The organism is Rhodococcus aetherivorans, assembly GCF_011058165.1.
GTDB classification, from domain to species: domain Bacteria; phylum Actinomycetota; class Actinomycetes; order Mycobacteriales; family Mycobacteriaceae; genus Rhodococcus; species Rhodococcus aetherivorans.
In genome coordinates this window covers 26,986-52,876 of record NZ_JAALEG010000001.1, presented here as the reverse complement: position 1 = coordinate 52,876, position 25,891 = coordinate 26,986, and the positions used below count along the sequence as shown (strand labels likewise).

Annotated in this window: 24 protein-coding genes and 1 pseudogene; 10 read left to right on the top strand and 15 right to left on the bottom strand. The window is 72.8% G+C overall.

Annotated features, from left to right (window positions below; translation table 11 throughout):
• Positions 1-27: 27 nt before the first annotated feature.
• From G6039_RS00240 to G6039_RS00215, 6 genes and pseudogenes are all read left to right on the top strand, one after another.
• Positions 28-588 carry a B-4DMT family transporter gene (locus G6039_RS00240; protein WP_029543592.1) on the top strand — a complete coding sequence of 187 codons (561 nt, stop codon included), beginning with the start codon at positions 28-30 and terminating at the stop codon, positions 586-588.
• A gap of 72 nt (positions 589-660) precedes the next feature.
• Positions 661-1,881 (top strand): patatin-like phospholipase family protein, encoded by a 1,221-nt coding sequence (locus G6039_RS00235; protein WP_029543590.1) that lies wholly within the window; start codon positions 661-663, stop codon positions 1,879-1,881.
• A gap of 166 nt (positions 1,882-2,047) precedes the next feature.
• Entirely contained in the window at positions 2,048-2,191 is a 144-nt protein-coding gene (locus tag G6039_RS00230) for a hypothetical protein (protein ID WP_006937614.1), read from the top strand.
• Positions 2,192-2,355: 164 nt separating this feature from the next.
• Positions 2,356-2,916 carry a hypothetical protein gene (locus G6039_RS00225; protein WP_029543588.1) on the top strand — a complete coding sequence of 187 codons (561 nt, stop codon included), beginning with the start codon at positions 2,356-2,358 and terminating at the stop codon, positions 2,914-2,916.
• A 39-nt stretch (positions 2,917-2,955) separates the two neighbouring features.
• Entirely contained in the window at positions 2,956-3,336 is a 381-nt protein-coding gene (locus G6039_RS00220) for an ArsR/SmtB family transcription factor (protein WP_043801063.1), read from the top strand.
• Positions 3,333-5,293 (top strand): annotated as a pseudogene (locus G6039_RS00215) (heavy metal translocating P-type ATPase). The gene G6039_RS00220 and the pseudogene G6039_RS00215 overlap by 4 nt, the downstream one beginning before the upstream one ends.
• Before the next feature lie 45 nt (positions 5,294-5,338).
• Here G6039_RS00215 and thrS read toward each other — a convergent pair.
• The 5 genes from thrS to G6039_RS00190 form a co-directional block, all read right to left on the bottom strand.
• Entirely contained in the window at positions 5,339-6,568 is a 1,230-nt protein-coding gene (gene thrS / locus G6039_RS00210; protein WP_255326728.1) for a threonine--tRNA ligase, read from the bottom strand.
• Between the two features lie 417 nt (positions 6,569-6,985).
• Positions 6,986-8,095, bottom strand: a complete 1,110-nt coding sequence (gene aroB / locus G6039_RS00205) for a 3-dehydroquinate synthase (protein WP_006947002.1) — start codon at positions 8,093-8,095, stop codon at positions 6,986-6,988.
• The gene (locus G6039_RS00200) at positions 8,092-8,676 is read right to left on the bottom strand and encodes a shikimate kinase (RefSeq protein WP_006947003.1); all 585 of its coding nucleotides are present in this window, start codon (positions 8,674-8,676) and stop codon (positions 8,092-8,094) included. The genes aroB and G6039_RS00200 overlap by 4 nt, the downstream gene beginning before the upstream one ends.
• Positions 8,677-8,680: 4 nt before the next feature.
• Positions 8,681-9,868 (bottom strand): chorismate synthase, encoded by a 1,188-nt coding sequence (gene aroC, locus G6039_RS00195; RefSeq protein ID WP_006947004.1) that lies wholly within the window; start codon positions 9,866-9,868, stop codon positions 8,681-8,683.
• Positions 9,869-9,915: 47 nt separating this feature from the next.
• A complete protein-coding gene (locus G6039_RS00190; RefSeq protein WP_049904244.1) occupies positions 9,916-10,521 on the bottom strand; it encodes a prepilin peptidase in 606 nt (201 codons plus the stop codon).
• A 162-nt stretch (positions 10,522-10,683) separates the two neighbouring features.
• Between G6039_RS00190 and G6039_RS00185 the strand changes: the two genes are divergently transcribed.
• Positions 10,684-11,058 carry a DUF1622 domain-containing protein gene (locus G6039_RS00185; protein ID WP_006947006.1) on the top strand — a complete coding sequence of 125 codons (375 nt, stop codon included), beginning with the start codon at positions 10,684-10,686 and terminating at the stop codon, positions 11,056-11,058.
• Here the strand turns inward: G6039_RS00185 and G6039_RS00180 are convergent.
• The 9 genes from G6039_RS00180 to G6039_RS00140 all read right to left on the bottom strand — a co-directional run bounded on the left by G6039_RS00180 (position 11,051) and on the right by G6039_RS00140 (position 21,079).
• Entirely contained in the window at positions 11,051-12,277 is a 1,227-nt protein-coding gene (locus tag G6039_RS00180) for an RNA polymerase sigma factor (protein ID WP_006947007.1), read from the bottom strand. The two genes, G6039_RS00185 and G6039_RS00180, sit on opposite strands and share 8 nt — an antisense overlap.
• A 7-nt stretch (positions 12,278-12,284) precedes the next feature.
• A complete protein-coding gene (locus G6039_RS00175; RefSeq protein WP_006947008.1) occupies positions 12,285-12,638 on the bottom strand; it encodes a YciI family protein in 354 nt (117 codons plus the stop codon).
• Positions 12,639-12,750: 112 nt separating this feature from the next.
• The gene (locus G6039_RS00170; RefSeq protein WP_006947009.1) at positions 12,751-13,092 is read right to left on the bottom strand and encodes an ArsR/SmtB family transcription factor; all 342 of its coding nucleotides are present in this window, start codon (positions 13,090-13,092) and stop codon (positions 12,751-12,753) included.
• A complete protein-coding gene (locus tag G6039_RS00165) occupies positions 13,085-13,525 on the bottom strand; it encodes an SRPBCC domain-containing protein (RefSeq protein ID WP_029543580.1) in 441 nt (146 codons plus the stop codon). Before G6039_RS00165 ends, G6039_RS00170 begins: the two co-directional genes overlap by 8 nt.
• A gap of 86 nt (positions 13,526-13,611) precedes the next feature.
• Positions 13,612-14,445 (bottom strand): shikimate dehydrogenase, encoded by an 834-nt coding sequence (locus G6039_RS00160; protein WP_029543578.1) that lies wholly within the window; start codon positions 14,443-14,445, stop codon positions 13,612-13,614.
• Positions 14,435-16,258 (bottom strand): endolytic transglycosylase MltG, encoded by a 1,824-nt coding sequence (gene mltG / locus G6039_RS00155; RefSeq protein WP_029543577.1) that lies wholly within the window; start codon positions 16,256-16,258, stop codon positions 14,435-14,437. Before mltG ends, G6039_RS00160 begins: the two co-directional genes overlap by 11 nt.
• Complete coding sequence (gene ruvX, locus G6039_RS00150) at positions 16,255-16,779, bottom strand: Holliday junction resolvase RuvX (protein ID WP_170914086.1); 525 nt, start codon at positions 16,777-16,779, stop codon at positions 16,255-16,257. The genes mltG and ruvX overlap by 4 nt, the downstream gene beginning before the upstream one ends.
• Positions 16,779-19,445: an alanine--tRNA ligase gene (gene alaS / locus G6039_RS00145; RefSeq protein WP_006947016.1), complete on the bottom strand. Its 2,667-nt coding sequence runs from the start codon at positions 19,443-19,445 to the stop codon at positions 16,779-16,781. Before alaS ends, ruvX begins: the two co-directional genes overlap by 1 nt.
• Before the next feature lie 224 nt (positions 19,446-19,669).
• On the bottom strand, positions 19,670-21,079 hold the full coding sequence (locus G6039_RS00140; protein WP_029543575.1) for a replication-associated recombination protein A: 1,410 nt from the start codon (positions 21,077-21,079) through the stop codon (positions 19,670-19,672).
• A gap of 148 nt (positions 21,080-21,227) precedes the next feature.
• Here G6039_RS00140 and G6039_RS00135 point away from each other — a divergent pair, with 148 nt between their 5' ends.
• From G6039_RS00135 to G6039_RS00125, 3 genes are all read left to right on the top strand, one after another.
• Entirely contained in the window at positions 21,228-22,874 is a 1,647-nt protein-coding gene (locus G6039_RS00135; protein ID WP_029543573.1) for an alkaline phosphatase D family protein, read from the top strand.
• Positions 22,871-24,169 (top strand): alkaline phosphatase family protein, encoded by a 1,299-nt coding sequence (locus G6039_RS00130; RefSeq protein ID WP_029543571.1) that lies wholly within the window; start codon positions 22,871-22,873, stop codon positions 24,167-24,169. Before G6039_RS00135 ends, G6039_RS00130 begins: the two co-directional genes overlap by 4 nt.
• 86 nt (positions 24,170-24,255) lie before the next feature.
• On the top strand, positions 24,256-24,681 hold the full coding sequence (locus G6039_RS00125; protein ID WP_029543569.1) for a CBS domain-containing protein: 426 nt from the start codon (positions 24,256-24,258) through the stop codon (positions 24,679-24,681).
• Positions 24,682-24,724: 43 nt separating this feature from the next.
• Here G6039_RS00125 and G6039_RS00120 read toward each other — a convergent pair whose 3' ends face one another.
• On the bottom strand, positions 24,725-25,864 hold the full coding sequence (locus G6039_RS00120) for a kinase (protein ID WP_080688626.1): 1,140 nt from the start codon (positions 25,862-25,864) through the stop codon (positions 24,725-24,727).
• Positions 25,865-25,891: the final 27 nt, after the last annotated feature.

Here is a 25,891-nt window from a genome sequence, read left to right as displayed (position 1 = left end):
GCCGATCCAGACGTTACTCTGAGGTACATGAAACCCTGGTTGCTTCGCGGGCTCGGCCTGACCCTCGTGCACGTGCTCGTGCGGGTCCTGCTGGGGGCCGCCCTGGTGCAATGGCCGCTGCAAGGCTCGGTGCTGCGGATGGTCGCGCTGGCCGTCGTCGTGCTCGCCGCGATCGTGTGGGCCGGGCTCGACGGGATCCGCGACCAGCGGGCGCACCCGCAGTCGGAGGACGGTGCGGACCTGACGATGCTGTGGCTGAAGGCGGCGGCGGTCACCGGCCTCGTCGCCGGCCTGCTCACCTGGCTGATCGACACGGTCAGCCCGATCCAGGTCGGGGTCAAGTCGCTGTTCTTCGAACTGACCTCGGGTGCGGCGTTCACCGTGCTGCTGGTGTACGTCCCCGCGACGGCCGCGGTGATGCTCGGGCGGTTCCTGGTGCGCCGGGAGCAGCGCAAGTCCGCGCCGAAGGCGAAGCCCGACGCCGGGCCGGCGCCGGTCGGGGCGGCCGCGGCGCCGGATCCGGGGTGGCGCGACGACGACGCCCCGACCGAGGTGTTCGAGCGGATCGATCCGGACCGCCGCCCCTAGCGTCTCCCGATCGGACCGGGCCGGTTGCGGAATCGGGTCCGTGGCCGGAGGCCGGCAGGTACCGTTCCGCCCATGGCCGGACGCGGGGCGCGCGGTACCCACGGACGCCGGCGGACGGCGCTGGTCGTCGCGGGCGCGGGCGCGCGCGGTGCCTATCAGGCCGGGGCGATCACCTCCCTGCTTCCCCGGATGACGCGGCACGGCGCAGCGCCCGCGATCCTCGTCGGGACCAGCGCGGGCGCGATCAACGTGCTCGGGCTCGCCGCGTTTGCCGACGAGGGACTGCCCACGGCCGCGGAACGGGTCGTGGACCTGTGGACCGGGGTGGTCTCGTCCGACGTGTACTCGTCGGTGCACAGCCTTCTCGGCACCGGCGCGGCCTTCCTGGGCCAGGCGATCGGCTTTCCCCGCACGCGTCTCGTCAGCCTGCTCGATACGACCCCGATCCGGGGAACCCTGCAGCGCCTCGTCCCGTGGACCCGGCTGCACGAGAACATCCGGGCCGGGTTGGTGGACGCGGTCGCCGTCGCGACGACGTCCGTGGCCACCGGCGGGACGGTGGTGTTCGTGGAGAAGAACGATTCGGTGCGCCTGCCCGAGTACGACATCCGCCGCAACATCAGCTACGTCGAGACGACGCTGACCGTCGACCACCTGCTGGCCTCCTCGGCGGTCCCGATCCTGTTCCGGCCCATCCACGTCACCGACCGATGCGCCCCGCAGCGCTCCGGCTGGTACATCGACGGCGGACTGCTGCTCAACACCCCGATCAAACCCGCGCTGCTGCTGGGCGCGAACGACGTCGGCGTCGTGGCGACGCAGCCGCGGGTGTGGCCCCCGCCGGTCGCGGCGCGCACCGGGAGGCACCGGCCGGCGCCTCCCGACGTGGCCGGCGTCGCGGCCCTGGCACTGCGCGCGATGCTCGGCTACCGGATGATCGAGGATCTGCACACGCTCGAATTCCGCAACGCACGGATCGCGCAGACCCGCGCGGTGTCCCCGACCGACCGTCCCATCGGGATCGACTTCGCCGGTCCACCACCGGGCCAGGCCGGCCGGATCGCCGAGATCGCGGAGGACGTGGTGCATCGCCGGCCCGCCGTGCGCCGGTTCCTACGCAACCCCGCGCCGTCCGTCGTCGCGCGGCTGGTCGGCGGCGATGACGAGGATCGCGGAGACCTGCTCAGCTTCCTGCTGTTCGACCCGGAGTTCACCTCCGCGATCGCCGACCTGGGCCGGGAACACGGCGCCGAACCGAGCTCCGCGCCGGCCGTGGAGGGCATCCGGGCGTGATCCGCGCCCGGGCCGGAATCGGACGGGACGGGCGGAACGGACCGATTATGCGAGGAGTCGTGTCACACGACGTGCCGGTGGTGTAATTGTGAAGCATCGGGATCGAGAATCGGGAGCAGGCGAGGGAAAGCCGCTCGCCCGATCGGACGCACCGAGGGGGATTGCGATGGCCGACTTCGATCGATGGCCGACCGACCTGCTCGCCGAGTTCGTGGCCGACCTCGAACTGGGCCGCACCCCTGCCCTCCCGGTCGGCGTCGAGACCGCCGCGCGCGAGGAACTGGCCCACCGGAGCCTCGACGGCGGATGAGACCGATCCTCGGCAGAGTCCCCACGCGCAGCGACCGCCCCAGCACCGCCCCGTCCGCGACCCGGATGCCGGGCAGGCGGAGCCGCCCGGTCGGATCCCCCTGCCGCGATGCGATCACCGAAAATCAATCCGACTGGCGCCCAATACATTTAGAGTAGGGAACCATGGGAGAGCGCGCTCCGGTATGCCCCGACGGGAAGACGGCCCCGAACGGCTCGGACGAGGGTGGGCCTTGGTGCTCCCGGACCGGTGGTGAACCGCAGCTGGGACGACTGCTCGGGGCGATCCTGCCGCTGACGCACCCCGCCGGCCTGTGGTCCACGACGTGGGGCCTCGCGAAGGGCTCGTGCAGCGCCGCCGCCAAGGTGGTGCGCGGACGAGTGCTCGGTCGCCGCCACCCGGGCACCCCCGAGGCGGCCGACCCCGTCCTGCCCGCGAGCTGGTGGCCCGACGACCTCGACATCGAGGCGGCGGCCAGGAAGTGCCCGGGGGTGGATCTGTACGCGGTGACCGTCGACTTCGTCGACCGCCACCACGGGTTCGCGCTGTCGATGCTGGGCGGCATCCCGTCCTGGACCGCCGCCTGGTATTCCCGCGTGGGCGTCGCCTACCTGCACGCCCACCGGCTCTCCCATCCCGTCCGGGACAACCGGGGCCGCCGCGGAACGCCCGTGCCGTCGCGTGCCGGCCGTCCCGGCCTGCAGGTCGTGCGCGGCGCCGAGTAGTCGCAGCGTTACATCGCCTGAAACCGCTATCATCGCCGTATGACGATCAATCGCGACGGTGGTGCGGTCCGGACGTCGACCGGGCCGGTGTCGGACCTCGACGCCGCGGTGGCGCTGTTCCACAGCCTCTCGGACGGCACCCGATTGGCGATCGTGCGACGGCTCGCCGAGGGTGAGGCGCGGGTGGCGGACCTCGTCGGTGAGCTGCGGTTGGCGCAGTCGACGGTCTCTGCGCACATGGCGTGCCTGCGGGACTGCAACCTCGTCGAGGGCCGCCCCCAGGGCCGGCAGGTGTTCTACTCGCTGACCCGACCCGAGTTGATGGATCTGCTCGCCTCGGCCGAGACGTTGCTGGCCGCGACCGGGAACGCGGTCGCGTTGTGCCCGAACTACGGCACCGGCACCGGGAGCGCGTCGTGAGCGACGCCTGCGGTTGCGGCCACGCCGAACCCCGCCTCCCCGGCGAGGACGAGGACGCGCCCGAGAAGTTGTGGCAGATCACGGAGATCCGGGCGGCCGCGCCGCGGGCGTCCTGCTGGTGGCGGCCCTGATCGTCCGTGTCGGCGGCGGACCCGACGCTCTCGGTGTGGGACTCGAGGCGGTGGCCTTGATCGTCGCCGGCTACACCTTCGTCCCCGCCACGCTCGAACGCCTGGTCAGGGGCGGGATCGGCGTCGGGACCCTGATGACGATCGCGGCCCTCGGCGCGGTGCTGCTCGGTGAGGTCGGCGAGGCCGCGATGCTCGCGTTCCTGTTCGCGATCAGCGAGGGACTCGAGGAGTACGCCGTCACCCGCACCCGCCGTGGTCTGCGCGCACTGCTGTCCCTGGTCCCGGACACCGCCACGGTGCTGCGCGACGGTCGCGAGCAGACCGTTCCGCCTGCCGACCTCGCGCTCGGCGAGGTCATGATCGTCAAACCCGGGGAGCGGATCGCCACCGACGGGATCGTCCGATCCGGGCGCACCGCCCTGGACACCTCCGCCGTCACCGGGGAATCGATGCCCGTCGAGGCCGGTCCGGGCGACGAGGTGTTCGCCGGGTCGATCAACGGCACCGGTGTCCTCGAGGTCGAGGTCGCCGCCGGCGCGCAGGACAACTCGCTGGCCAGGATCGTGCGGATCGTCGAGGCCGAGCAGTCCCGCAAGGGCGACGCGCAACGCCTGGCCGACAGGATCGCCACCCCACTCGTCCCGGCCGTGATGGTCGCGGCCGCGGCCATCGCCGTCGTCGGCAGCCTGGCCGGGGATCCGCGCGTGTGGATCGAACGCGCCCTGGTGGTGCTGGTCGCCGCGTCGCCGTGCGCGCTGGCGATCGCGATCCCGGTCACGGTCGTCGCCGCGGTCGGCGCCGCATCCAGGTTCGGCGTCCTGGTCAAGGGCGGCGCCGCCCTCGAGGCTCTCGGCCGCATCCGCGGCATCGCGTTGGACAAGACCGGCACCCTCACCCGGAACCGGCCCGCCGTGCTCGACGTCGCCACCGCGGAGGGAACGACCCCCCACGACGTTCTCGCCGTGGCCGCCGCTCTGGAGGCCCGCAGCGAACACCCCCTCGCCCCGGCGATTCTCGCCGCCGTCGACGACTACGTGCCGGCCGAACAGGTGGACGCGGTCCCCGGTGCCGGCCTGACCGGCCGCATCGCCGGCGCTCCTGTCCGGCTGGGCCGGCCCGGCTGGATCGACGCCGGTCCGCTCGCCGCGGACATCGAGCGGATGCAGCACGCCGGGGCCACCGCGGTCCTCGTCGAACGCGAAGGCGCCGCGATCGGGGCGGTCGCCGTCCGCGACGAGCTCCGCGCGGAAGCGCGCGAGGTGGTCGCCGGGCTGCGCCGTGACGGCTACACCGTCGCGATGCTCACCGGCGACCACGACCGCACCGCCCGAGCCCTGGCCGCCGACGCCGGTATCGACGAGGTGCACGCCGACCTGCGCCCCGAGGACAAGGCCCGTCTCGTCGAGACCCTGCGCGCCACACGGCCGACCGCGATGGTCGGCGACGGGGTCAACGACGCCCCTGCGCTCGCGGCCGCCGACCTCGGCATCGCGATGGGCGCGATGGGCTCCGACGTCGCCATCGACACCGCCGACGTCGCCCTGATGGGCGAGGACCTGCGGCACCTGCCCCGAGCGCTCCGCCACGCTCGACGGTCGCGGACGATCATGCTGCAGAACGTCGGACTGTCCCTGGCGATCATCACCGTTCTGATGCCACTCGCCCTGTTCGGAGTCCTCGGCCTGGCCGCGGTCGTCCTCGTCCACGAGGTCGCCGAGATCGTCGTGATCGCCAACGGAGTCCGGGCCGGGCGCGCTCGGAGCCCGACTGCGACGGCACGACCAGCGCCGACGGCGGCCGAGCCGATCGCCGGAACCCGGTCATGACCCGAGACGCCGGCTCCCCCTCGGCCGGCGTCCACGAGGGGGCGTTCACGGCAGCGCGGACGGACGCAGGACCCGGCCCCGGACGTCGGCCCGCACCCGTTGCACGAACTGCTCGCGCCCGAGGCACGCCCGCTGCCCCGACTGCGGCACCAGTGCGCTGACGGTCTCGTCCGCGAGTTCCTCATCGCCGACGATCGCGATGTACGGGTCGCGGTGCAGGCGCGCGGCCCGGATACGGCTGCCCAACGAACCCCCGGCGAGCACGTCGACGCGAATCCCCTCGGCCACCAACCTGTCCCGCAGCCTGCCGGCCCCGTCGCCGTGGCCGTCCCCGACGGGCAGGACCGCCACCTGGCGGGGCGACAGCCAGGGCGGCATGCGCCCTTCGAAGCGTTCGACGAGCATCGCGATCAGCCGCTCCATCGACCCGAGCACACCCCGGTGGATCATCGCGGGCCGATGCCTGCGCCCGTCCTCGCCGGTGTATTCGAGGCCGAAGCGCTCGGGCTGAGTGAAGTCGAGCTGGACGGTGGACACGGTCTCCTCGCGCCCGTGCGCGCCGGCGACCTGGATGTCGATCTTCGGACCGTAGAACGCGGCCTCCCCTTCGGCTTCGAAGAAGTCCAGCCCGCGCCGTTCGAGCGCTCCGCGCAGTTGATCCTGGGCGTGCGCCCACTGCTCGCCGGTGCCGAGATACCGCCCGCCGGCGTCACCCAGGGACAGGCGGTAACGCCGGTCGTCGAGCCCGAGGACCCCGTAGCAGCGCTCGATCGCACTCAGCGCGAGTTCCACCTCCGCGCCGACCTGTTCGGGCGCGCAGAACACGTGCGCGTCGTCGAGACTGATCTGCCGGACCCGGCTCAGGCCGGCGAGCACGCCGGACAGTTCGCTGCGGAACATCGATCCCAGCTCCGACAGGCGGATCGGCAGGTCGCGGTAACTGCGGCCCCGCGAGGCGAAGATCTGGGCGTGGTGGGGGCAATTGGCGGGCCGGAGAACGAAACTCTCGCCTCCGACCCGCATCTCGGGGAACATGTCGTCGGCGAATTTGGACCAGTGGCCGGACCGGACGAACAATTCCTTCTTGGCGAGCACCGGGGTGTAGACGCGGCGACAGCCGGTTTCGGCCGCCACCTCGGCGGCGAAGGCCTCGAGTTCGGCACGGATCACCGCACCGTCCGGCAGCCACAGCGGAAGGCCCGCACCCACTATCGGTGCGGTGGCGAACATTTCGAGTTCGCGACCGAGCACTCGGTGATCTGCACCGTTCATGATCCGTTCCTCGACTCTCGTGTCGGCGAGAGGAAGCGACGTGCCCGAACACGACGAAAGCCCCGGGACGTCGACTCCCGGGGCTCGCGTGGTGGGTCAGCAGTGAGCGACGCGGCGCCGGAAGGCATCCGGCGTCGTCGTGACCTGCTGAGCGTTCATCATGACGGGAATCGTACGGCCGGTACCACCCGGAAATCAACGAAGAGCCGAGGGCGGATCCGAACACGTTGCGGCGAAAAGTCTTTCATTTTCGTGGCTGCGGTCGGCCGTTCGGTGGGGCCGCGACCTTCGATTCGGAAAATTCTTTGATTCCGTCCAGTTCGAATTACCTCGGGGCCGAGTAAGCCGAGGGGATCCCGGAAAAAGGGAACGGGCCGGCGCACCCTTCGGTGCGCCGGCCCGTCGAGGGGACTCAGCGGATCACAGGAGCACGGTGCCCGGGTCGGCGGTCCCCTCCCGCGCGACGGCCGAGTACGCCGCCGCGAGCAGCGACGGATCCGGTCCCTCGAGCCTGCCGGGCTTGGCGAGGCCGTCGAGGACGACGAACCGGAGCATGCCCGCGCGGTTCTTCTTGTCGGACTGCATGCCCTCGAGCAGCTGCGGGAAGGCGTCGGCGTCGTAGGTCGTGGGCAGCCCGACGAGCTCGAGGATGCTGCGGTGCCGGTCGGCGGTGGCGTCGTCCAGGCGCCCCGCGAGGCGGCCCAGCTCGGCGGCAAAGACCAGGCCGACGGCGACAGCGGCGCCGTGACGCCACCGGTAGCGTTCGCGCCGTTCGATGGCGTGCCCGAGGGTGTGCCCGTAGTTGAGGATCTCGCGCAGGCTCGACTCCTTGAGGTCCGCGGCGACGACCTTCGCCTTGACCTCGATCGAGCGTCGGATCAGTTCGGGCAGCACCGTTCCCGCCGGGTCGAGCGCGGCCTCCGGGTCGGCCTCGATCAGCTCGAGGATCTTCGGGTCGGCGATGAAGCCGGTCTTGACGACCTCGGCGAGGCCGGCGACGATCTCGTTGCGCGGCACCGTCTCGAGGGTCGCGAGATCGACGAGCACCGCGGACGGCTCGTGGAAGGCGCCGACGAGGTTCTTGCCGGCGTCGGTGTTGATGCCGGTCTTGCCGCCGACCGCGGCATCGACCATCGCGAGCAGCGTGGTGGGCACGTGCACGATCCGCACCCCGCGCATCCACGTCGCAGCGACGAACCCGGCCAGGTCGGTGGCCGCTCCCCCGCCGAGGCTGACGATCGCGTCGCTGCGGGTCAACCCGATGCGCCCGAGCACCTCCCAGCAGAATCCCGCGACGGCGAGGTCCTTGCCGTCTTCGGCGTCGGGGATCTCGACCCGGTGGGCGTCGATCCCCTTCTCCGCCAACGCGGTGCGCACCGCCTCTGCGGTCTCCGCGAGCGGCGGCTGGTGCAGGATCGCGACGGTGCGGGTGCCGGTGAGTTCGTCGACGAGCTCACCGAGCAGGCCTCGGCCGATGATCACCGGGTAGGGCTGGGCCGTCTGGACGTCGACGCGTACCGGTTCGGTCACGGTTGATTGCTCCGATTCTCTGTACTGGTCCCGCTGGCAGCGGACGGGTGGGCACCGGTGGCGGCCAGATCCGTCTGCGCCTCCAGTTTGGCAAGGACCTGCTGCACCACGCGGCCGGGGCTGCGCCCGTCGGTGCGAACCCGGATGGTGGCCGCCTGCCGGTACAGCGGGCGGCGCCGGCGCATCAGCTCCCGGTACTTCGCCGCGGGATCCGCCCCGGCGAGCAGCGGCCGCGTGGTGTTGGTCCCGGTGCGGCGCAGGCCCTCGGCGACGCTGATCTCGAGGTAGATCACCGTCCTCCCCTCGAGCAGGGCGCGGGTGCGCTCGGACAGGATCGCGCCGCCGCCGAGCGAGACGATCCCGTCGTGACGGGCGAGCGCGTCGGCCACCACCTCTTCCTCGATCCGCCGGAACGCCGGTTCGCCGTCGGTGCCGAAGATGTCCGGGATCGTGCGCCCGGTGGTGCGCTCGATCTCGGCGTCGGTATCGAGCAACGGCAGGTCGAGGGCTTGGGCGAGCCGGCGGCCGATGGTCGACTTGCCGGCCCCGGGCGGCCCGATCAGAACTGCGCGTGGCGTCATGTCGTCACCGTGGCACCCGGGCCGCGACGGCCTCGAGGTAGTTGCGGACGTTGGTGCGGGTCTCGTCGATCGAGTCGCCCCCGAACTTCTCGAGCGCGGCCTGCGCCACGACGAGCGCCACCATCGCCTCGGCCACGACGCCGGCCGCGGGCACGGCGCACACGTCGGAGCGCTGGTGGATCGCGACGGCCTCCTCGCCGGACGACATGTCGACGGTGGCGAGGGCGCGCGGCACCGTGGAGATGGGCTTCATCGCGGCCCGCACCCGCAGCGCCTCGCCGTTGGTCATGCCGCCCTCGAGGCCGCCGGCCCGGTTGGTCGAGCGGAGCACGCCGTCGGGGCCGGGCCGCATCTCGTCGTGGGCGACGCTGCCGCGGCGGCGGGCGGTCTCGAAGCCGTCGCCGACCTCGACGCCCTTGATGGCCTGGATGCCCATGAGGGCCGCGGCGAGCCGGGCGTCGAGCCGGTCGGCACCGCTGATGAACGAGCCGAGACCGACGGGCAAGCCGTGCACCACGACCTCGACGACACCGCCGAGGGTGTCACCGTCGCGCTTGGCGGCCTCGATCTCGGCGATCATCGACTCCTCGGCCGACTTGTCGAAGGCCCGCACCGGGCTGGCGTCGATGGCGGCGAGGTCGGCGCCGGTCGGCTCCACCCCCACGTAGGGTTCGGACGCGCCGATGGAGATCACATGCGAGACGACCTCGGCGCCGAACACCTGGCGCAGGAAGTTGCGGGCCACGGTGCCGGCGGCGACGCGGGCCGCAGTCTCCCGGGCGCTGGCGCGCTCGAGAACGGGCCGGGCGTCGTCGAAGCCGTACTTGAGCATGCCGGAGTAGTCGGCGTGGCCGGGTCGCGGACGGGTCAGCGGCGCGTTGCGGGCCTGCCCGGCGAGCAGTTCGGCGTCCACCGGGTCGGCGGACATGATGGTCTCCCACTTGGGCCACTCGGTGTTGCCGATCTCGATGGCCACCGGGCCGCCGAGGGTGTGGCCGTGCCGGACGCCGCCGAGGATGGTGACCTTGTCGGCCTCGAATTTCATGCGCGCGCCGCGGCCGTAGCCGAGGCGGCGCCGCGCCAGCTGCTCCGAGATGTCGCTCGACGTCACCTCGACGCCGGCGACCATCCCCTCGAGCATCGCGACGAGGGCGGGACCATGGGACTCTCCAGCAGTTATCCAGCGCAGCACAATCCCATCCTTCCACGTGCACCGCCACCGGCAGGACGCCGCCCCGGTCAACCCGCCGCCAGGACCGCGGCGACGGCCGCCGCGCACATCGACGGCCCGTGCGGCAGCACCACACCGCGCGGGCGGCGATGTGCCCGTACCCAACCCGCGCCGACGACGACGGCGCCCGCCGCGGCGGTGAGCAGCGGTGGCAGCAGGGCCGCCGTCGTCCACGCGGCCGCGCCGTTCGCGCCCGCGGCCGCCCCCAGCCCGGCGGCGAGCTTCACATCGCCCGCGCCGAGACTCCGCGGGGCGGCCAGGTGAGCGAGCAGGTACGGCCCGGCCAGCAGGACCGCCCCGGCGAGCGCGGGGGCCGCGTGTCCCGCTCCTGCGGCGACCGCGAGGACGACGGCGGCGCCCGGCACCGTCAGGACGTTCGGCAGCCGCCGCGCCGACAGGTCGGCCGCGCTCAGGCACACACACCACCAGATCAGCGCCGCGACGGCGGCCGCACCCGGTGCCGTGGCGGTGGCGAGCACGGCCACGGCGCCGCCGGCCGCGGCGGCGGCCTCACACACCCCGCGCGGTGGGTGGCGCCCGGCGAGGCGGGCGACGAGGCGGTGCGCGCCGGCACCGGCCGCGGCGCCGAGCACGGCGAACAGCAATACGGTCATGGCGGCAGCGTGCCGCGCGCGCGGCGCCGGCACGGCGATCTCGCCGCCCGCAGGCGGAATCTGTGGATAACCGGTCCGGGTGTGGACAACCGGTTGCCGGGACGGATCGAGCCGGACCTGCGAACATGACCGAATCGTCCCGTCCGCACCCCGGAGGTTCGCATGGAGCTGTCCCGCGTGCTCGAGACCGTCGGCGGCGCCGTCGACGTGGTCGGGGTGGCGGTGATCGTCGTCGGTGCGGCGGTGGCGAGCTGGGTCGCCGTGCGGTCCTGGCGCCGCTCCGCCGCCGCACCGATCTACGAACGCTACCGGCGCGATCTCGGGCGGTCGATCCTGCTCGGTCTCGAATTCCTGGTGGCCGCGGACATCATCAAGACGGTCGCCGTCACCCCCACCTTCACCTCGGTAGGGGTACTGGCGGTCATCGTCCTCATCCGGACCTTCTTGAGCTGGTCCCTGCAGCTCGAGATCTCCGGCCGGTGGCCGTGGCAGAACGGCAGGACCGGGCCGCCGGCGGAGGAGTCGCCGGTCAGCTGAGCTCGGCGCGACGGCGCTGCAGGAAGCCGCGCTCGGCGGCGTTGGCGGTCCGCGCGAGCGCCGCGTCGTACGCCGCGGTGGCCTCCGGGATGCGGCCGAGCCGGCGGAGCATGTCGGCGCGCACCGCGTGGAACAGGTGGTAGCGGTCCAGGTCGAGGGCGTCGACGAGGGCGAGACCCGCGGCGGGGCCGTCGACCTCGGCCACCGCGACTGCCCGGTGCAGGGCGGCGACCGGGGTGGGTGCGACGACGAGCAGCTGATCGTAGAGCGCGACGACCTGCCGCCAGTCGGTCGTCTCGACCGTGGCGGCGTCGCCGTGGACGGCGGCTATCGCGGCCTGGATCTGGTACGGGCCGGGCCGCCCGAGCCGCAGGCAGCGCCGGACGAGGGCCTGTCCCTCGGCGATCCGGTCGCGGTCCCACAGCCCGCGGTCCTGCTCGGCGAGGGGCACCAGATTCCCGGCGGCGTTCGTGCGGGCCGGTCGTCGCGCGTCGGCGAGCAGCAGCAGCGCGAGCAGGCCCAGTACCTCGGGTTCGTCGGGCATGAGCTCGGCCAGCAGGCGGGCGAGCCGGATCGCCTCGGTGCACAGGTCGTCGCGGACCAGCCGGTCCCCACCGGCCGCGGTGTGCCCCTCGGTGAAGACGAGATAGACGACGGCGAGCACGGAGCCGAGGCGGGCGGGTAGCTCACCGGGGTCCGGAACGCGGTACGGGATGCGGGCGTCGCGGATCTTGCCCTTGGCGCGCACCAGCCGCTGCGCCATGGTCGTCTCCGGGACGAGGAAGGCCCGGGCGATCTCGGCCGTGGTCAGGCCGCCGAGCAACCGCAGCGTGAGGGCGACGCGGGCGGCGGGCGCCAGCGCGGGATGGCAACACGTGAAGATCAGGCGCAGCCGGTCGTCGGGCACGACGGTCTCCTCGCCGTCGACGGCGGTGTCCCCGGATTCGTGCAGCCGGGCGGCGTCGGCGTGCTTGCCGGCGCGGGCCTTCTCCCGGCGGATCCGGTCGATCGCGCGGCGCCGGGCGGTGGTGACGATCCACCCGGCCGGGCTCGGCGGCAGCCCGTCGACCGGCCACCGGGCGACGGCGACGGCGAACGCGTCCTGCACGGATTCCTCGGCCAGGTCGATGTCCCCGAAGGCGCGGACGAGCGCGGCGACCGCACGGCCGTGTTCGGCGCGGAACACGCGCGCGATCTCCGCGTCCGTCACCTCGGGCACGGGCGTGTCACCCGCAGTGCCCGCCCTGCAGCGGCCGCACCTCGATCGGCAGCGTGATCGCGCGGGCGAGCTTGCGGCCCCACTCCAGGGCGGCGTCGAGGTCGGGCGCTTCGATCACGGTGAACCCGCCGATGTGTTCCTTGCCCTCGAGGTACGGGCCGTCGGTGGTGAGGATGCCGTCGCCCGCGAGCCGGAGCACGGTGGCGGTGCTCGGGGGGTGCAGTCCCCCGGCGAACACCCAGACGCCGGCGGCACGCATCTCGGCATCGACGGCCTCGACGTCGCGCATGATCGGGTCGAGGAACTCCGGCGGCGGCGGGTCACCGTCGGGCTGGTAGATGCTCAGCAGGTACTGGGTCATGGCCGATCCTCCTCGCGGTGGCGGTCCCCGGCCCCGTGCCGGTGATCCAACCTGTACACGAACGGCCGGCGGGTGGATCGACATCCGGCGCGGAATTTTCTTCCTCCGCCGGTCAGCGGGAGGGCCGGCCCTCTTCGGCGGCGCGTTTCACCGCCCCGAGACGGCGGTCCCAGGCGTCGGCCAGCTCGGCGAGCCACCGGGCCGAGCCGTCCAGGGTCTCGGGGCGCGGGGTGTAGAGCACCTCCCGGCCGGCGCGGGCGGCGTCGACCAGGCCCGCGGTCTCGAGGATCTGGAGTTGCTTGACCACCGCCTGGCGCGAGACCGGGACCCGCCCGGCGAGCGTGGTGGCGCTGGCCCTCCCCAGTTCGGCGAGCGTGCCGAGGATGAGCCGGCGGGTCGGGTCGGCCAGCGCCGCGAGCACCGCGCCGACGGCGGAATCGGCGGGGTCAGGCACTCTCGACGTCCCGTTTGGCGATGTCGAGCTGCTGCCGCCAGCCGTCGGTGTTGCCCTCGAACGCCTCGCGGCGCTGTGCCGGGGTCCCGTCCAGGGCGCCGAACCCGCTCTCGACGACGCGCAGGACGGTGCCGCCGCCCACCTCGGTGAGGAAGAACTCGACGAGGGTGGCGGCGCCGTCACGGGGCGGCTCGTCGATCACCGCCGAGCAGCGGTACGCGAGGTATCGGGGCTCATCGGACGCCACCCGGTACATCGGGAACTTCCCGTACCGCGGGTCGTGGACGACGATCAGGTCGCCGTCGGTGGTCACGGTGTGCCCGGAACGGTCGCCGTCGCCGATCCACCAGCCGGGCCGGGCGACGAGCTGCCACACCCGAGCGGCGGGCGCCTCGATGCGGATCTCCCGTTCGATGCGGTCCTGCGTGTCCATGGGAACCTCCTCGTCCGATGACATGCAACTTCATGGTTGCACCTACCCGGACGATGTGCAACCGGACGGTAGCACCTACCGGTGGTTCAGCCGGCGACGGCCGCCGCCATCGCCTCCCGCGGGGCCAGCCGGCCGGTGAACTGCTCGACCTGGCCGAACGCCTGGTGCAGCAGCATCTGCAGGCCACCCACGACGACCGAGCCGTGCGCCGCGGCGGCCTCGGCGAGCGGCGTGGGCCACGGGTCGTAGATCGCGTCGAGGACGAACGGCGCGCGGCCGAGCTGCTGCGCGTAGGGCGCGGCCGCCGCCGCCGGCACGGTGCTCACCAGCGCGCCCGCGGACGCGCACACCTCCCCGAGTTCCGGGGCGTCGAACGGCAGCCAGCGCGGCTTCATGCCCACCGCCTCGGCACAGTCGAAGGTCTCGGCGGCCCGGAGCTCGCTGCGGGCGACGACGGTCACCGACGTGACCCCGAGCTCGGCGAGCCCCACGAGGGCCGGGCGCGCCGTCCCCCCGGCCCCGACCACCACCGCCGAGGCGCCGGTCAGATCCCCGACGCCGGCGGCGCGCAGCGCGCCGGTGACGCCGTCGACGTCGGTACAGTCGGCCCGCCAGCCGTCCGCGGTCCGCACCAGGGTGTTCGCCGAGCCGATCAGCACCGCCCGGTCGGTACGCTCGGTGGCGAACTCGAGCGCCGCGAACTTGCCGGGCATCGTCACCGACACCCCGACCCACTCGGGGCCGAGCCCGGCCACCAGCGCCGGCAGCTGCTCGCCGGTGCATTCGATGCGCTCGTACGTCCAGTCCGTCAGCCCCAGCGCCCGGTAGGCCGCCAGGTGCAACAGCGGGGACTTCGAATGCGCGATGGGGCTGCCGAGGACCGCGGCCTTGCGGCCGCCGGTCACGATGTCATCTGCCACTGTCGAGGATTCCGCTTTCCAGAGCCTGCTGCGTATTCGTCAGGTGTTCGTCGTAGCTGTTGGTGAACAGGGTCGTGCCCTGGGCGTCGATGGTCACGAAGTACGTCCAGTCTCCCGCCTCCGGGTTCTCTACGGCCTGCAGCGCCTCGATGCTCGGCGACGAGATCGGCGTGGCGGGCAGTCCGGGGCTCGCGTACGTGTTCCAGGGGGTGACCTGCGCCCGGTCGGCGTCGGTGGTCGCCAGCTCGGTTTCGTCGAGGGCATAGTTGACCGTCGAGTCGAACTGCAGCGGCTGCCCGATCTTCAGGCGGTTGAGGATCACCCGGGCGACCTTCGCGAAGTCGTCCGGCAGCGCCTCGCGTTCCACGAGGGACGCTGCGACGAGCATCTCGTACGGGGTCAGCCCGACCTTCGCCGCGGCCTGGGTGATGCCGGTCTCGTCGTAGCGCTGCGCGCTGGTGGAGACGAGGTACCGCAGGATCTCGGCGGCCCCGGCACTGGGGTCGAAGTCCCAGCGACCCGCCGCGATGAGCCCCTCGAGCTGACGGTTGCGGTCGGGCACGTTCGCGACCGCGCCCCGCGCCCATTCCGGCACGCCGAGCGCGGCGAGGTCGGTGCTCGCGCCGGCGGCGTCGAGCTCCTCGTACGTCAGGCAGGTGCGCTGCCCGTCGCGGTCGAGGCAGCTGGCCTCCGCGATGAGGGTGTAGATGCCCTTGCGCACCGCGCCGGTGTTGACGTCACGGATGTCGTGCAACTGCCGGCCCTCGGAGATCACCACCGCCCCCACCCGGTTCGCGGGGTCGACCAGGGCGGCGACGGCCTCGCGGGCGGGAAGCCGGCTGGCGATCGAGTAGAAGCCCGGCTGCAGCGAGTTCATGCCGGGGTCCTGGACGGCGGCGTTGTAGAAGGCATCGGAGCTGGCGACGATGTCCGCCTCCTTGAAGACGGCGCCGATCTGCTCGGCGGTGTCGCCCGGGTGCACCTGCACCACGACGGCGGGACCGCCCGCACCGGTGTAGTCGGGCGGCAGGTCCGGGCCGGTGAATTTCTGGTAGGCGAAGAATCCGCCGCCGAGGAGCAGGACCAGCACGGCCGCGACGGCGAGGATCCCGACGATCCGGCCGCGGGTGCGGCGGGCCCGGGCCGAGCGGGCGTGGGCCCGGCGGGCCGGGGACACCCCGACGGTTTCGGGGGCGGCGCGGTCGGCGGAGTCGGTCCAGTCCCGCCCTGCGGCCGGCGTCTCGGCGTATCCGCGGGGGTCGTCGTCCACCGCGGCGTAGCCGAACTGGTCGTAGCCCGCCTCGTCGTAGGCCGGCCGCTGCTCGTAGTCGTCGTACCGGTAGGCCCCCGGCTCGGGGTCGTACCCGTCGTGGTCGCGGGGGTCGTAGTCCCGGGGCTCGTAGCCCTGCGTCTCGTAGCCCTGTGTCTCGTAGCCCTGCGTCTCGTGGGCCCGGGCCTCGAAGGTGTCGTGGCCCGGCCCGTCGGTGGGAGTCCGGCCGTGGGGATCGAGGTCCTGCCGGTCGTGGCGGGGGTCGGGCTGCGACGGGGCGCCGGGGGCGTAGTCGTCGAGCCGGTAGACGTGCTCGGTGGTCGGCGCGTCGTCGAAGGGATGTCCGGCGGCCGGATGCGGTGGGTGCTCGTATCGGTAACCGTCCCCGGCCGGGGCCGGCGGCTCCGGGACGTCGGGCCCCGGAGAACCGTGCCGCGGCCGGTACCACTCGTCCTGCTGCGCGGGTCCGAAGCCGGAGCGCCCCCCGGGGAAGTCGTGGTCCGCCCCGGTGGACTCGTCGTCCGGCCGCCCGTGCCGGCTCACTGCCCGCTCCCCGGCTTGCCGTCCTCGGCCACGTTCACAACTGCACTCCGCTCGTCCAACCAACCCTGCAAGATGGCGACGGCGGCGGCCTGGTCGATCACCGGCCGCGCACCGCGCGCGCTGACTCCGCTCTCGCGGAGCGCCCGCGCCGCAGTGACCGTCGTGAATCGTTCGTCGGCCATCCGCACAGGGATCCCGGTCAGGCGCCGGCGCAGCCGTCCCGCGAAATCACGGGCCAGTTTCGCGGCCTTGCCGGGCTCCCCGCGCAGGGTCTGCGGCAGTCCGACGATAACCTCCACGGCCTCGTACTCCGTGACGATGTCCACAATGCGCCGGATATCCGGCGCGTCGGACCCGCGTTCCTTCGAGCGGGGCACGGTCTCGACCGGAGTGGCCAGGATGCCGTCAGGGTCGGACGAGGCGACCCCGATTCGGACACTTCCGACATCGATGCCGATGCGGCGGCCGCGGCCGGGGTCGTCGACGCCCGGACGGTCGGGACCGGCGAAGTCGGCCACGATCAGCCGGCCAGCTCGCTCAGCCGGGCCCGGAACGCGGTCAGCGCCGCAGGGATCCCGGCCGGATCGGATCCGGATCCCTGCGCCATGTCGGGCTTGCCGCCGCCGCGGCCACCGATGGCGGGCCCGAAGCTCGACACCAGGTCGCCGGCCTTGATGCCCCTCGCCTGGGCCGCCTTGGTGGTGGCGACGACGAACGGCACCTTGCCGTCGGCGGAACCGAGCAGCAGCACCACGGCGGGCTCGCTGCCGAGCCGGCCGCGGACGTCGGAGGCGAGGCTGCGCAGGTCGTTCCCGGCCACGCCCTCGGGGGCGGTCTCGGCGACGACGAGAAGATCCCCGGTGCGCTGCGCCTTCTCGGCGAAGGTGCCGGCCGAGGCGAGCACCGCGGCGGCGCGGGTGCGTTCGAGCTCCTTCTCGGCCACCTTCAGCCGCTCGATCAGGGATTCGACCCGTGCGGGCACCTCCTCGGAGGGCACCTTCAGCGTCGAGGAGAGACCCGCGAGCAGCGCCCGTTCCTTGGCCAGGTGCCGGTACGAGTCCAGGCCGACGTACGCCTCGACGCGGCGCACGCCCGAACCGACGGACTGCTCGCCGAGCAGGGTGACGGTGCCGACGTGGGAGGAGTGCTCGACGTGGGTGCCGCCGCACAGCTCCATCGAGAACGGGCCGCCGATCTCCACGACGCGGACCTCGTCGCCGTAGTTCTCGCCGAAGAGCGCCATCGCGCCCATCTTCTTGGCCTTGTCCAGGTCCGTGACGAAGGTGTTCACCGGGTAGTTCGCGGCGACGGCCTCGTTGGTGACGGCCTCGATGTCGGTCTTCTGCTGCTCGCTGAGCGCGCCGGGCCAGGAGAAGTCGAACCGCAGGTAGCCCGGCTTGTTCAGCGAGCCGGCCTGCACGGCGTTGGGGCCGAGGACCTCACGCAGCGCGGCGTGGACCAGGTGGGTACCCGAGTGGCCCTGGGTGGCGCCCTTGCGCCAGGACGGGTCGACCTGCACGAGCACGGCATCGCCCTCGGTGACCTGTCCCTCGAGCACGGTCACCTTGTGCACCCACAGCTGCTTGGCGATCTTCTGGACGTCGTTGACCTTGATGCGCAGGCCGCCGGCGGTGATGGTGCCGACGTCGGCGATCTGGCCGCCGGACTCGGCGTAGAGGGGGCTGCGGTCGAGGATCAGCTCGACGTCCTGGCCGGCCTGCGCCGCGTGCAGCCGCTCGCCGCCGGTGATGACGGCCAGCACCGTCGCCTCGGTCACCAGCTCGGTGAAGCCGGTGAACTCCGTGGGGCCGCGGTCGAGCAGCTCCTTGTAGACGGTCAGGTCGGCGTGGGCGTGCTTGCGGGCGCGGGCGTCGTCCTTCGCGCGCTGGCGCTGCTCGGCCATGAGGGAACGGAACCCGTCCTCGTCGACGGTCAGGCCCGCCTCGGAGGCCATCTCCAGCGTCAGATCGATGGGGAACCCGTAGGTGTCGTGCAAGGTGAAGGCCTCGGTGCCGCCGAGGACGGACCTGCCCTGCGCCTTCGCGGTCTCGACCGCACCCTCGAACAGCTTGCTGCCGGTGCCCAGGGTCTTGAGGAACGCGGTCTCCTCGCCGACGGCGACGGTCTCGATGCGCGAGTAGTCCGTGGCCAGTTCCGGGTAGGACGGGCTCATGGTGTCGCGCACGACGGCCATGAACTCGGCCATCGTCGGCGTGTCGGCGCCGAGCAGCCGGGCCGAGCGCACGATCCGGCGCAGCAGGCGGCGCAGCACGTAGCCACGACCGTCGTTGCCGGGGTTGACGCCGTCGACGATGAGCATCGCGGCGGTGCGGGCGTGGTCGGCGATGACGCGGAACCGCACGTCGGAGGCGTGGTCGGCGCCGTAGACGCTGCCGGTCAGCTCGGCGGCCTTGTCGATGACCGGGCGCAGCAGGTCGGTCTCGTAGACGTTCTCGACGCCCTGGAGCAGGAACGCGACGCGCTCGACGCCCATGCCGGTGTCGATGTTCTTCTTCGGCAGCGGCCCGAGGATCGGGTAGCCCTCCTTGGCGCCGCCCTCACCGCGCTCGTTCTGCATGAACACGAGATTCCAGATCTCGATGTAGCGGTCCTCGTCGGCCTCCGGGCCGCCCGGGGCGCCGTACTCGGGGCCGCGGTCGTAGAAGATCTCCGAGCAGGGGCCACACGGGCCGGGGATGCCCATGGACCAGTAGTTGTCCTTCATGCCGCGACGCTGGATGCGCTCGGCGGGGACACCGATCTTGTCGTGCCAGATCGAGTACGCCTCGTCGTCGTCCAGATACACCGTCGCCCAGAGCTTCTCGGGATCGATGCCGTAGCCGCCGTCCTCGACGGGGCTGGTCAGCAGCGACCACGCATGGCCTATCGCCTCTTCCTTGAAGTAGTCGCCGAACGAGAAGTTGCCCGCCATCTGGAAGAACGTGTTGTGCCGGGTGGTGATGCCCACCTCCTCGATGTCGAGGGTGCGCACGCACTTCTGCACCGATGTCGCGGTGCTGAACGGCGGGGTCTGCTGGCCGAGGAAGTAGGGCACGAACGGGACCATGCCGGCGTTGACGAACAGCAGGTTCGGGTCGGCGAGGATCAGCGACGCGCTGGGCACCTCGGTGTGGCCGGCCTTCACGAAATGGTCGAGAAAGCGCCTGCGGATCTCGTGGGTCTGCACGTCGATGGTCCTCTTTGTCTGACGGTGTGGGCTGCCGAACCCGCGCGGGCACGGCGAATCGGCCATCGTTCAGCTTATCGCGCGGGCGACGGTGGCCGTTCTCGCCACCCGCGCCGCTCCGTCCCCCGCCGGGGGGCGAGCGAATGTATCGTTCACCTCCGTAGTCCGACGGCATGGTTCATTCGCTCGGCGCCTGCCGCGCGACCTGCGGCGCACGCGGTGCCCTACCGTTCGCCGCGCACGATCCGGCGCAGCTTGGGCACCCGCTGCGCCAGCTCGCGCTCGGCGCCGTGGCCGGTCGGGGTGTAGTAGTCGACGCCGACGAGTTCGTCCGGCGCGTACTGCTGCGCCAGCACGCCGTCGGGGTGGTCGTGCGGGTAGCGGTAGCCGACGGCGTTACCGAGCTTCTGTGCGCCGGCGTAGTGACCGTCGCGCAGATGCGCCGGCACCGACCCGGACCGGCCGGCCTTGACGTCGGCGATCGCGGCGCCGAGCGCGGCGGTCACCGCACCCGACTTGGGCGCGGTCGCGATGTGGATGGTGGCCTGCGCCAGGGCGAGCTGCGCCTCGGGCATGCCGACGAGCTGCACGACCTGCGCGGCCGCCGTCGCGGTCTGCAGCGCGGTGGGATCGGCCATACCGACCTCCTCGCTGGCCTGGATCATCAGCCGCCGCGCGATGAACCGCGGGTCCTCCCCCGCGACGATCATCCGCGCGAGATAGTGCAGCGCCGCGTCGACGTCGGAGCCGCGCAGCGACTTGATGAACGCGCTCGCGACGTCGTAGTGCTGGTCGCCGTCGCGGTCGTAGCGCACCGCGGCCTTGTCGATGCTCGACTCGACGGTCGGCAGGTCGATCGTCGCGCCCGTACCGCCGCGGTCGAGCGCGGTCTCGGCCGCCGCCTCGAGCGCGGTCAGCGCGCGACGTGCGTCTCCGCCCGCGAGGCGCACCAGGTGGTCGAGCGCGTCGTCGGTGATCTCCACACCGCCGCCGAGACCGCGTTCGTCGGTGCGGGCCCGCTCGAGCAGGGCCCGGACGTCGTCCGGGCCCAGCGGCTGCAGCTGCAGCACCAGCGAGCGGGACAGCAGCGGGGCGACGACGGAGAACGACGGATTCTCGGTGGTGGCCGCCACGAGCAGCACGATCCGGTTCTCCACCGCGGCGAGCAGCGCGTCCTGCTGGGTCTTGGAGAAGCGGTGCACCTCGTCGATGAAGAGCACGGTCTGTTCACCGGCGCCCAGGCGGCGACGGGCCAGGTCGATCACGGCCCGCACGTCCTTGACGCCGGCCGACAGCGCGGACAGCGCCTCGAAGCGGCGGCCGGTGGCACCGGAGATGAGGGAGGCCAGGGTGGTCTTGCCGGTCCCCGGCGGGCCGTAGAGCACGACGGACGCGGCGCCGGAGCCCTCGACGAGGCGGCGCAGCGGCGCACCGGGGGCGAGCAGGTGCTGCTGGCCGACGACTTCGCTCAGGTCGGCCGGGCGCATCCGCGCGGCGAGCGGCGCGTTCGGTCCGGCACCGCGGGACGGGCGCGACGCCGGTGGTACGGGTGCGGGGTCGGGCTCGGTCGGGCGGGGGGTCTCGAACAGGGCGTCCGGTCCGGCTGGTTCCTCCGCTCCGAAGAAGGTGCTCACCCCACGACGCTACCGTCCCGGCCCGACGGCGGGTCGGGCCGACGGCGCGTGAACCGGCCGTGAACGTTCGGGACATTCCGTCGCGGTACTTGCTCATCGCGGGGGACGCTGGTCTGATCGTCCGGTGCCTCCCACCGAAACCCGTGTCGTGTCGCGACGGACCGCGCTGCGCGCGGGCGGCGTCGCCCTCGGCGCCGCGGCCCTGGCGGCCGTCTCCGTCTCCCCCGCCGCGGCGGAGAGCGTCGTGTTCGCGCACGGCGTGGCCTCCGGCGATCCCCTACCCGACCGGGTGATCCTGTGGACCCGCATCACGCCCGCCCCGGACGCCGTGCCCGGTTCCGGCCTCGGCGCCCCGACGACGGTCCGCTGGGAGATCGCCACCGACGGCGACCTCCGCGACGTGGTGGCCTCGGGGTCCGTGACGACGTCCCCCGCGTCCGACCACACGGTCAAGGTCGATGCGACGGGCCTCGAGCCGGACACCGCCTACTTCTACCGCTTCACCGCCGGCGACGCGGCCTCCCCGGTCGGCCGCACCCGCACCGCGCCCGGGCCGGGGGCCGAGCTGAACCGGCTACGGTTCGCGGTGGTGTCGTGCTCGAACTGGGAGGCCGGGTTCTTCGGCGTCTACCGGCACCTGGCGGCGCGCCCGGACCTCGACGCCGTCGTGCACCTCGGCGACTACCTGTACGAGTACGGCACGGGCGAATACGCCTCCGGCGGCAACCGGGTGGTGCGCCCGCACGACCCGCGGCACGAAATCGTCACCCTCGCCGACTACCGGATCCGGCACGGCCAGTACAAGAGCGATCCCGATCTGCAGCGGCTGCACGCGCTGCTGCCGTGGATCGTGGTGTGGGACGACCACGAGAGCGCCAACGACGCGTGGTCCGGCGGCGCCCAGAACCACGACCCCGCCGTCGAGGGAGCCTGGGCGGAGCGACGGGCCGCGGCCCTGCAGGCCTACCTGGAGTGGCAGCCCCTCCGGCCGGGCGGCACCGCCGACGCGCCCCGGCTGTACCGGCGGCTGCAGTTCGGGGACCTGGCCGAGCTGTCGATGCTGGATCTGCGCAGCTATCGCACCGAGCAGGTGCACGGGCGCCGCATCGACGACCCGGCGCGCACCATCACCGGCGCGGAGCAGATGGCGTGGCTGACCGCGGGCGTGACGAGTTCGGGCACGCGATGGCAGCTCATCGGGAACCCGGTGATGATCACCCCGGTGCTGCTGCCGCCCCTGGACGAGCGGACCACGGCGGCGCTGACCGCCGTCGCGGGGCTCCCCGCGGCGGGGGCACCGTTCAACGTCGACCAGTGGGACGGCTATCCCGCCGACCGGCGACGGCTGCTCGACGCGATTCGTGCCTCCGGCCGCGACGTGGTGTTCCTCACCGGCGACATCCACTCGTCGTGGGCCGCCGACATCCCCGTCGACGCCGCGAACTACCCCGGCGCGGGCACCGTGGCCACCGAACTGGTGGTGCCGTCGGTGACCTCGGCGAACATCGACGAGATGCTGGGCGTCGCGCCCCGCACCGTCACCCCGTCGATCGAGGCGGCGGTGCTGGCGACGAACCACCACATCCGGTACGTCGAACTGGACTCGCACGGCTTCGGTGTCCTCGACGTGACACCCGACGCGGTGCAGATGGACTGGCTGTACGTGCTCGATCCGACCGACCCGGGCACCGGCGTGCGGTACGGCACGAGCCGGCGGGTCGCCGCCGGCACGCCGCGGCTGGAGCCGGCGGCCGCGCTCGATCCGGGTGCGCACGGCCGGCAGGCCCGGCCGTGACGCCACCCGCCGGAGCGATCGATCGGCGCACGATGCTCGCCGGCACGGCCGTGCTGGCCGGCGCGGCCCTGATCGGCACGGCTCCGGCCCTGATCGGCACGGCTCCGGCCCGGGCGGCGACGCCGTCGGCGCTGCTCCCGGACGCGGACGTGCACGTCCTCGTCGTCGACGGGATGCGCCCGGACGAGCTCGCGCCGGGTCTCACGCCGCATCTGCTCGCGCTCGCCGACGCCGGCACCCGGTACACCGCGGCCCGGGCGATCTCGGTGGCCGAGACGCTGCCGAACCATGCGGCGATGATGACCGGTGTGCTGCCGCACCGCTCCGGCGTGCCCGCCAACTCGATCTTCGACCCGGTGCTCGGCCGCACCCGGGACCTCGACCGGCCGACCGACCTGCGCGCCGGGACGGTGCTCGACCGGCTGCCCCGCGAGCTGGGGCTGACGACCGCGAGCGTGCTGTCCAAGCGGTACCTGCACGGCCTGTTCGGCGGCCGCGCGTCGGTGGCGTGGGATCCGGTGCCGCTGCTGCCGCTCACCGAACACGCGCCGGACCGCTTCACGGTCGACGCGCTGATCTCCGTGGTGGAGGAGCGGTCGCCGCGGTTCACGTTCACCAACCTCGGCGACGTGGACCGCGTCGGGCACCTGGACGTGCTCGGCGCGTCGCTGCGGCTCGCGCGTACCGCGGCGCTGCGCTCGGCGGACGAGCAGGTGGCCCGGTTCGTGGAGTTCCTGCGCGCGACGGGACGGTGGGAACGGTCGGTGCTGATCGTGCTGGCCGACCACGGGATGGACTGGTCGGCGCCGGACCAGCTGATCGGCCTCGTCGACGTGCTCGGCGCCGACCCGCTGCTCGCCGGATCGGTGCGCACCGCCCAGAACGGCGGTGCGAACCTGCTGTACTGGGTCGGCGATCCGGCGGCCCGGGTGGACGCGGTGGCGCGGATGCGGGAGGTCGCCGCCGCCGTCCCGGGCGTGGCCGCACTGTACGCGGGTGCGGATCTGGGTCTCGGCGCCGCCGCGGGTGATCTGGTGGCGTTGTGCGACGCGGGGTGGCGGTTCTCCGATCCGAGCCCGTTGTCGAATCCGATTCCGGGCAATCACGGTCACGCCGCGACCGTCGAGATCCCGTTCTTCGTCGCCGGCGGGCATGCGAGTATCCGCCGCGGCCTCACCGTCGCCGACCCCGTGCGCACCCTCGACGTCGCCCCGACGGTCGCGGCGCTGTTCGGGTTGGCCGGGCCGGCGGGTGGCTGGGACGGCCGCGCGGCAACGCACGCCTTCGCCGGGTGAGCCCGATGCCTCCGCAGCCCTTCCGCCGGTCGCCGTCGCGCGTGACAATGGAAGTGCAGTAACCGTTTTCAACGGAGGAGGCAGTGATGACCACTGCACGCGACATCATGCACCGCGACGCGGTCTGCATCGGCGAACACGACACCCTCGAGACCGCGGCCCAGCGGATGCGGGAACTGGACATCGGCGCGTTGCCGATCTGCGGCGACGACGACCGGCTCCACGGCATCATCACCGACCGCGACATCGTGCTCGAGTGCGTCGCCGCGGGCGGCGACCCGAGTTCCATGACGGCCGGTGAGCTCGCCCAGGGCAAGCCCTACGTGGTCGACGCGGACGCGGACATCGACCGGGTCCTGACGATGATGGAGGAACACCGCATCCGCAGGCTGCCGGTGGTCGAGGAGCATCGGCTGATCGGCATGATCAGCGAGGCCGACCTGGCCACGCATCTGCCCGAGTCGGAGGTGGGCCGGTTCGTCGAGGCCATCTGCGCACGTACCGCGCCGTAGGCGGGCCGGGCATACCGCGCGTGACGGCCCGGGCGTAGCGCGGTCAGTCGCCGACGCGCTGCTCGAGACGTTCGAGGACGTCTCGGGCATGCCCGGCGACGTCGTCGTGTCCGGTGTCGGCGGCGTAGTCGGCGAGCAACGACCAGCGGCTGCGCAGCGCGTCGGACCACGGCACGGACAGGTGGTGGTCCCGCACCGCCGCGATGCGGGCATGGTCCTCGGGGACGAACAGATAGGTGCTCAGCCACACCCACGCGAGCTGCGCGTCGAGCAGCCGCTCGGCGAGCACCTCGTCGAAGCCGAGCGAGGGCCACATGCCCACCACCTCGGCCCGCCACGCGTCGGCCATCGCGCGGGCCCGCTCGAGCGTGAGCGGCGCCTTGCACAGGCACGCCGGGAAGGAGGTCAGGGCGTAGGCGATGTCGAGGGTGGCGTCGCGGAAGCCGCCCCACTCGTAGTCGAGGAACTGCACGCCCTCGTCGCCGACGACGATGTTGTCCGGGCACAGGTCCGAGGGGCTGAAGGCCCGGAACCGGCCGGCGGTGAACAGCTTCGCGGCCCGCTCGGCGCGGTCGATCACGCTCTGCGGCACCTCGAGGCCGAACTCGGTGGCGAAGCGGTCGGGCACGACGCGCAGCGCGCCGGTGGCCTGCTCGACGACGGCGTCGGCGAAGTGCGCCACCTCGGCACGGCGCAGCAGGGCGGCGAAGTCCTCCTCGCGCCCGACGGTCGCGGCATGCATCCGGCCGAGGGCCTGGGCGAACGCCATGAGGGTGTTGGTGACGGTGTCGGTGTCGTCGCTGCGCAGCAGCGTGGCGATCGGGGTGGCGTCGCCGAGGTCGCTGAGCACCAGCAGCCGCGACTCGAAGTCGTAGGCCAGCAGTTCGGCGCCCGGCCGGTCGTCCTTGGCCAGGGCGGTGGCGAACTGGTAGGACACCGCCTCGCGCAGGAACGCGACCTCGTCGTCGGTGGCGGCGCCACGGAAGCCCACCCGCCGTTCGGCGCGCGGGGGCACCTGCTTGAGCACCAGGGTGCGCGGCAGGGAGAACGGGTTCGCCGCGACCCGCACGCGCAGAACCACCGAGCGGCCACTGCCGCCGAGATCCACCGGATCGGCCAAGGTCACGGGTGCGCCGGTGCGCCGGGTCAGCAGCTTTTCGGCCGCCTCCACCACTTCCGACATGGGCTCCGCCAATGTTGCAGTCATCGT